The organism is Streptomyces sp. MS191, assembly GCF_008042125.1.
GTDB lineage: Bacteria > Actinomycetota > Actinomycetes > Streptomycetales > Streptomycetaceae > Streptomyces.
In genome coordinates this window covers 42,785-49,754 of record NZ_RDBI01000034.1, presented here as the reverse complement: position 1 = coordinate 49,754, position 6,970 = coordinate 42,785, and the positions used below count along the sequence as shown (strand labels likewise).

9 protein-coding genes and 1 pseudogene are annotated in these 6,970 nt (G+C 73.9%); 2 read left to right on the top strand and 8 right to left on the bottom strand.

The annotated features are described in order from the left end of the window. Positions 1-179 precede the first annotated feature (179 nt). Positions 180-557 carry a hypothetical protein gene (locus tag EAO71_RS04500; protein WP_147976463.1) on the bottom strand — a complete coding sequence of 126 codons (378 nt, stop codon included), beginning with the start codon at positions 555-557 and terminating at the stop codon, positions 180-182. A gap of 190 nt (positions 558-747) precedes the next feature. Between EAO71_RS04500 and EAO71_RS04495 the strand changes: the two genes are divergently transcribed. Next, positions 748-1,371 (top strand): DUF6328 family protein, encoded by a 624-nt coding sequence (locus tag EAO71_RS04495; RefSeq protein WP_222723541.1) that lies wholly within the window; start codon positions 748-750, stop codon positions 1,369-1,371. A gap of 22 nt (positions 1,372-1,393) precedes the next feature. Here EAO71_RS04495 and EAO71_RS04490 read toward each other — a convergent pair whose 3' ends face one another. From EAO71_RS04490 to EAO71_RS04480, 3 genes are all read right to left on the bottom strand, one after another. Then, entirely contained in the window at positions 1,394-2,941 is a 1,548-nt protein-coding gene (locus EAO71_RS04490; protein ID WP_147976462.1) for an ATP-dependent DNA ligase, read from the bottom strand. A 54-nt stretch (positions 2,942-2,995) separates the two neighbouring features. Next, the gene (locus EAO71_RS04485) at positions 2,996-3,934 is read right to left on the bottom strand and encodes a DUF6397 family protein (protein ID WP_147976461.1); all 939 of its coding nucleotides are present in this window, start codon (positions 3,932-3,934) and stop codon (positions 2,996-2,998) included. Positions 3,935-4,079: 145 nt separating this feature from the next. After that, positions 4,080-4,493 carry a roadblock/LC7 domain-containing protein gene (locus EAO71_RS04480; protein WP_147976460.1) on the bottom strand — a complete coding sequence of 138 codons (414 nt, stop codon included), beginning with the start codon at positions 4,491-4,493 and terminating at the stop codon, positions 4,080-4,082. A gap of 136 nt (positions 4,494-4,629) precedes the next feature. Here EAO71_RS04480 and EAO71_RS04475 point away from each other — a divergent pair, with 136 nt between their 5' ends. After that, on the top strand, positions 4,630-5,055 hold the full coding sequence (locus EAO71_RS04475) for a PPOX class F420-dependent oxidoreductase (RefSeq protein WP_147976459.1): 426 nt from the start codon (positions 4,630-4,632) through the stop codon (positions 5,053-5,055). Positions 5,056-5,204: 149 nt separating this feature from the next. Here EAO71_RS04475 and EAO71_RS04470 read toward each other — a convergent pair whose 3' ends face one another. The 4 genes and pseudogenes from EAO71_RS04470 to EAO71_RS04455 all read right to left on the bottom strand — a co-directional run. After that, complete coding sequence (locus EAO71_RS04470; RefSeq protein ID WP_147976458.1) at positions 5,205-5,816, bottom strand: GTP-binding protein; 612 nt, start codon at positions 5,814-5,816, stop codon at positions 5,205-5,207. Beyond that, the gene (locus tag EAO71_RS04465) at positions 5,797-6,222 is read right to left on the bottom strand and encodes a DUF742 domain-containing protein (RefSeq protein WP_147976457.1); all 426 of its coding nucleotides are present in this window, start codon (positions 6,220-6,222) and stop codon (positions 5,797-5,799) included. Before EAO71_RS04465 ends, EAO71_RS04470 begins: the two co-directional genes overlap by 20 nt. A 12-nt stretch (positions 6,223-6,234) precedes the next feature. Beyond that, positions 6,235-6,669 carry a roadblock/LC7 domain-containing protein gene (locus tag EAO71_RS04460; protein ID WP_147976456.1) on the bottom strand — a complete coding sequence of 145 codons (435 nt, stop codon included), beginning with the start codon at positions 6,667-6,669 and terminating at the stop codon, positions 6,235-6,237. After that, positions 6,666-6,970 (bottom strand): annotated as a pseudogene (locus EAO71_RS04455) (ATPase); the annotation flags it as partial. The gene EAO71_RS04460 and the pseudogene EAO71_RS04455, both read right to left, overlap by 4 nt.

The window sequence follows — 6,970 nt, the reverse complement described above, 5'->3', positions numbered from 1 at the left end:
GCGGAGGCGAGGGCGGTCAGGTCCGCAGGGTGCGGGCAACGTGCGCTCGGCGGTGCCCGGGGCTGGTTCCGGACACCCCTGCTCCCCGGGCGGCGCCCGTCCGCTCCGCCCGGGGAGCAGGGGTGTCCGGTCGTGCCGCCGCCGCAGGGGGCGCGGCGCGGCACGCGTCGGCCGGCGCGTCAGCGTGAGGCGAGCAGAAGGCGAGCCTCGGTCTCCTGGTCACCGGAGACCGACTCCTGCGAGCGGATGTCGAAGCTCGCGGCGAGGGTCTTCTCGACCTCCTCGACCGCGTGGTACCCGCCGGTCAGCACCGCTCCGACCATGGCCTCCAGCGGAACCGGTCGGCTCTCCTCGTGACGGCCCGCGGCCGTGTCGAACGTGGCCATCCAGACGGTGGCCGCCGGTGCCGTGGCCGCCTGCGGGCCCGGCGCCGACATGTCCTCGAGTTCGTAGACGCGGTCGAGGGCGTCGAAGACGGCTTGGGCGTCCTCCCGGCGGCAGTCACTCAGCTGCACGGTGACGTCCGTGTCGATGTGCGTCTCGTACACGTCGCTCATCTCCTCGCTGCACGGAAGGTCGCTCGTCGTGCCACGCTTCCAGCATCCCTCGCGGCGGGCAGTCCCGCGAGAGCCGGCCGGGACGCGCGCCGTGCGGAGACGACGTGGCGGTGACAGCCTGGAACGGGTACCGCGCGAGCACGCGGGCGGACGACGCGTCGGGGGCCGCGGCCGACACGCTGGAGGACGCATGGCCGAGCGGACGGGACGGCAGGCGCCTGCCGGCGACGACCGAGACCAGGACGACGCCGGCCACGGTGAGGAGGGCGGGCTGATCCGCGGACGGCACGAGACGCCGGACGAGCGTGCGGACCGGCGGTGGAGCGAGTTGATCCAGGAGATCCGGGTCGCCCAGACCGGGGTGCAGATCCTCTTCGGCTTCCTCCTCACCGTCGTCTTCACCACCCGCTTCCCGGAGCTGCGGCCCACCGACCGGACGATCTACATCGTCACCGTCTCGCTCGGGGCGGCGGCGACCGGAGCCCTGATCGGGCCTGTCTCCTTCCACCGGATCGTGGCGGGCCGGCGGATCAAACCGCAGGCCGTGGCCTGGGCGTCCCGGCTGACCTTCGTGGGGCTGCTTCTCCTGCTCGTCACGCTGGGCTCGGCACTCCTGCTGGTCCTGCGGGTCGCCACGGACGCGGACTACGTGCCGTGGCTGGTGGCGGGGCTGGTCGCCTGGTGCGTGCTGTGCTGGTTCGCACTCCCGCTGTGGGTACGCGGCCGCTACACGAGCGGCGCCACCGAGCCCGGCGCGGACCGGTCGGCCTCCGCGGCGAGTGCGACCCCGGACGGCGAGCGGGAGAAGTCGTGAGCCACGAGGGCGCGGCCGGGATTCAGGAGCCTCCCAGCACCTGATCGACGGTGTCGGCCTCGGCGGCCGCCTTGTCGGGACGGTGGCGGACGACGCGCGCGAACCGCAGAGTGACCCCGGCGGGGTACCGCGTGGAGCGCTGGATGCCGTCGTAGGCGATCTCCACGACGAGCTCGGGGCGCACCCGGACGGTGAACCCGTCGTCCTCCACGGCCAGTTCGCCCAGTCTCGCCGTCTGCCAGCGAAGCATCGCGTCGGTGAGGCCCTTGAAGGTCTTGCCGAGCATCACGAAACCGCCGTCGGCGGCGCGGGCGCCGAGGTGGAGGTTGGAGAGCAGGCCGGTGCGGCGGCCGTGTCCCCATTCGGCGGCGAGGACGACGAGGTCGAGCGTGTGCACGGGCTTCACCTTGAGCCACGTGCGGCCACGGCGGCCGGCGACGTACGGCGCGTCCAGGGCCTTCACCAGGACGCCTTCGTGCCCGCGGGCGAGGGTGTCGCCGAAGAACCGCTCGGCGGCCTCGGTCTGGGCGGAGGACCCCGGATCGTCGACGACCGTGCGGCGCACCCGCAGGGCGCCGGGAAGGATCCGGGCGAGGACCTCGTGGCGCTCGTGGCCCGGCCGGTCGATCAGGACCGCCCCGTCGGCGGCGAGGACGTCGAAGAACACGGGCGACAAGGGCAGCGTCGCCCGGGCGGTGGCCACGTCGACGCGGGAGCCGACCCGGGAGGCGATGTCCTGGAACGGCATCGGCCGTCCGCTGCCGGGATCGAGCGCGATCACCTCCCCGTCGAGGATGACCGGGTCGGCCGTCATCCCGCGCGCGACGTCGACGACCTCGGGGAGCCGGCCGGTGATGTCGTCCAGCGAGCGGGTGAACACCCGGACGTCCTCACCACTGCGGTGCACCTGGATCCGAATACCGTCCAGCTTCTCCTCCACGACGCAGGGACCGAGGGCGGTGACCGCCTCGGTGACCGAGGCGGCGGTGTGGGCGAGCATCGGGAACACGGGGCTGCCGACCCGCAGGGAGAACGCCTCCAGTGCGGCGGCGCCCTCGGCGAGTACGGCCCGGGCCACCCGCGGCAGCGACCCTTCGAGCATCACGGCCCGCCGCAGGTCGTCGGAGGGGACGGTGGCGGCCCGAGCGACCCCTTCGAGCGCGATGGCGTCGAGCGCCCCCTGCCGTACCTCCCCCGAGAGCAGCCGGAGCAGGAACTCCTGCTCGGCCGAGGTGGCCGCGGCCATCAGGTCCCTGACGCGCCGGACGCGCTCCGCCTGCGACCCGGCGCCGGAGACGGCGGCCAGCTCGGTCATGGCCGCGTCGGTTCGGGCCAGGGTGAGCGTCGCCTGCTCGGCGGGCGGAACTGCGGGCGGGACGGCGTTCTTGAGGACGCTCCAGCCCACCCCGATCCGCCCCTGGGGAAGGCGCCCGGAGAGGTAGGCGATCACCAACGGGCTCTCCTCGGGCGCGGACTCGGAGAACAGCTCGGCGAGCACGGCGATCTTCCGTGAACGTGCCGAGGTGGTGGCGACCTGGTGGGAGGCGTCCGCGAGTCGGGCCAGCAGCATGCGCCCATCGTCCCCCGGCCGCCGCCGGCACCGCACCTCGGACGCGCCCGGACGTCAGCGCCTCTCCGGCACCTCCCTCCGGGTGGTCGTACGGCCCGCCGGTCGTGTGGTCGCGGCCCTGCGGGGTGACCGCCCGGCACCGGCCGGGGACGGCCGCCGCGCCGGAGCCGGTGGCGTTGGCGGCACGGAGCGGTGCCCGGGTCGGGGCGCTGCGCGGGCCCCGCGGGCCTCGTCCAGGGCGAGGGACAGACTCATGCCGTACCAGAGGATCTCGTCCGGATCGGCCGCGAGGGCGAGCCGGTCGACGATCTCGCGTCCGGCCACCGACTCCGTTCGTCCCGGCGGCGGTTCGGGTCGCAGCGTGTCGAGATACGCGCGCTCACGGGGATCGCGGACGGCATCGGCGAGCAGCAGGGGGTCGAGGAGGGACGCGATCGCCGCCGCCCGCTCCCAGGGGTCCGCCGTCGCGCGCAGCAGCAGGCCGAGCCGCCGTGACCGCCAGTTCCGGGGGCGCAGGTCCTCGCCCCGGTCCAGTCGCTCGCGCAACCCGCGGGGAAGCGGGTCGGAGAGCAGAGTGCCGTGGGCGAGGGCGAACTCGGCCAGCTCGCCCGCCGGGTAGAGCCAGACCACCGCCCGATAGCGGTTGAGACGGAACCGCAACGGGCTGAAGTGGCCCGTCCGGGCCAGTCTGCCGAAGCGGCCGGGCGTCACCGAGAGGATGGCCGCGCCCTCCGCCGTACCCACCGCGCGGACCCTGTCGCGCAGGTCGGCCGGGAAGTCCGGGGCGGCTCTCAGCCGGTCGACCTCGCCCCGGTCCACCCGTCGTGGGGCGCCCGGCGCACCGGGTGGCCGACCCGGTTCACCGGCGACGGCGCCCGGCACCGTACGGACGAGGCCCAGTTGGACGGCGAGCCGGAACTCGTCGCGCCTCAGTCCCAGTTCCCGCGCGGCACGCCCCAGCGCAAGCGTGCGCACGCTCTCTTCCACCGTCATGCGGTCCTCCCCCGTGAGTGACGAATACTCTCGGTGACGACCGTAGCTCCCGGTGACCCTTCTCCGCTCGCCCTGTGGACAACGCACGCCGGCCGCTCCGGCCGGCTGTGGACGACACGGCCGGCGGCTCGCGCGGCGCCCCGGGTCAGAGCGCGTCGAGACCCGTACGGCCCGGCTGACGGGCGGCCACTCCGAGGTGCTCGCCGACCCGGTTCACCAGCAGCGTCATCTCGTACGCCACCTGGCCCACGTCGGCCTCCGCGGCGCTCAGCACGCACAGGCAACTGCCCTCGCCCGCCGCCGTCACGAAGAGCAGGGCGTCGTCGAACTCCACCATGGTCTGCCTGGCCCGGCCCGCCTTGAAGTGCCGGCCCGATCCCCGGGCCAGACTGTGCAGCCCGGAGGAGACCGCGGCCAGGTGCTCGGCGTCCTCCCGCTCCAGGTCGCTGCTCGCGCCCGTCACCAGTCCGTCGTTCGACAGCACCAGCGCGTGCCGTATGTACTCGACCCGTTGGGTCAGGTCGTCAAGGAGCCAGTCCAGTCCCTTGTCCAACGCCATGTGTCGGTCCTCCCCCTGTGTGATGCGTCCCCGTCGACCCGTAGTCCCCGCGGTCCGCGTGTCCCGGCAAGCCTTACGCACTGTCGTGGACAGAGCAAGCACCACCGGCCCCCCGTGCGTGCCGCAGGATGGACCCATGGCAAAGATGACCGAGGAACAGTGGCGGGCGTTCGTCTCCGCCGGCACCCGCACCGGCAAGCTGGCCACCGTCCGGAGCGACGGGAGTCCGCACGTCGTGCCGATCTGGTTCGTGCTCGACGGCGACGACATCGTCTTCAACACCGGCAAGGGCACCGTGAAGGGCCGCAACCTGGCGCGCGACGGACGGGTCGCGCTGTGCGTGGACGACGACCGCCCGCCGTTCGCCTTCGTCACGCTCCGGGGCCGCGCCGAGATCAGCGAGGACCCCGTCGAGCTGCGCCGCTGGGCGACCCGGATCGGCGGCCGCTACATGGGCGAGGACCGCGCCGAGGAGTTCGGCGCCCGCAACGCCGTCCCGGGCGAACTGCTGGTGCGCGTACGGATCGACAAGGTGACCGCGGAGGGCGGCGTCTCCGACTGACGGCCGGGTCGCCCGCCGTGGCGCCCGGCCCGACCCGCGGCTCGGGCCGCGTCCCCCGCGCCCCGGCCGGCCGCCCGGGGCCGGCGTGTCCGACGCCCGCGGGCCCCGCCCGGGGTGCCCCGCGGAGGCACCCGCCCGGTGCACGGCGCTCAGCCGACGGAGTCGAGCAGCCGGGCGGTGTGCATCCTCCCCGCGTACTCCACCAGCCGGATGAGGACCTCCTTGCCCGAGTCCCGGTCGCGCGCGTCGCACAGCACGACCGGCGTGCCGCGGTCCAGGTCGAGTGCCCGGGACACCTCGTGGGCGCCGTAGTTGCGGGCGCCGGGGAAGCAGTTGACCGCGACGACGAAGGGGATCTTGCGGTGCTCGAAGTAGTCCACCGCGGGGAAGCAGTCCTCCAGGCGGCGGGTGTCCGCGAGCACGACGGCGCCGAGGGCCCCCTGGGACAGCTCGTCCCAGAGGAACCAGAAGCGGTCCTGCCCCGGCGTGCCGAAGAGGTACAGGGAGAGACCGGATCGGATCGTGATGCGGCCGAAGTCCATGGCCACCGTGGTCGTGCTCTTCTGGTCGACCCCTCCGGTGTCGTCGACCGACTCCCCGGCCCGGCTGAGCCGTTCCTCCGTCCGCAGCGGACGTATCTCACTGACCGCCCCCACCAGGGTGGTCTTCCCGACGCCGAACCCGCCGGCGACCAGGATCTTCAGCGCGAGGGACGTGGTGTCCACGCCGCCGCCGGTGCTCTCAGAGCGCTCGTAGGCCATCGATTACTTCCCTCAGGATCCGTTCGTCGGGCAGCTGTGCGGGGGGTACGGGCCTGCTCACCCTGACGAGGCCCGCTTCGAGGAGGTCTCCGAGGAGCACCCGGACGACTCCGACGGGCAGGTCGGCGTCGGCGGCGAGCTCCGCCACCGACTGGGTCTCGGCGCGGCACAGCGTGAGCAGGGCCCGGTGTTCCGGGCCGAGGAACCCTTCCTCGGCCCGGTCGGGCGGGTTGTCGTCGACGACGACGAGCGCGATGAGGTCGAACCGGACGTTGCTCGGTCCCGGCTTGGTGCGGCCGCCGGTCATCGCGTACGGGCGGACGAGCGGTCCGGCCTCCGCGTCGTACCACTGACCGCCCGGGGTTCCCGGGGCGCCGGGGCCCTGACCGGTCCTGTCGTCGTTCATCGGAGTCCCCGGTCAGCCGGCGGCCGGCGGGGTCGTGGCGAGCCGCGGCGGCGTGTGGAGGTGCTCGCCGACCCGCTTCACCAGGCGGGCCATCTCGTAGGCGATGAGGCCGATGTCCGCGTGCACCGAACTGAGGACGGCCAGGCAGGAGCCGTCCCCGGCGGCCGCGACGAAGAGGAAGCCGTCGTCCATCTCCACCATCGTCTGGCGCACTCCGCCGGTGTGGAACTGCCGCCCCGCGCCCTTGGCGAGGCTGTGGAACCCGGAGGCGATGGCCGCGAGGTGCTCGGCGTCCTCACGGCTGAGTCCGCTGGAGGAACCGACGGCGAGCCCGTCGTTCGACAGCACGACGGTGTGGCGGACTTCGCGGACGCGGACGACGAGGTCGTCGAGGAGCCAGTCCAGCTCACCGGAGCGGTGATGGGAGATCCTCTCGTGGTCGATCATGCGTGCTCTCCTTCATTGCCGAAGCCTGTTCCGAGGGGGCGTCTGGATCCGGGGGCCGCGCCGCCGCCGCGGGTCCAGCCGTCGCGGTAGGCGGTCATGCGGTCCCTGACCTGTTCGGGGGTGCGTTCGTCGGCGCCCTGCGACACCGCGGTGGGCGCGGGGTCGGACGGGGGCGCTTCGCGCAGCTGCGGGACGAGGTGGGCCTGGCGCACCCGGCGGGGCAGGTCGCTCCCGTCGTCGGTGGACGCGACCGGCGAGAGGGGCTTGGCCGGTGGCGGGACGGGCGGTGGCGGGGTGGCCG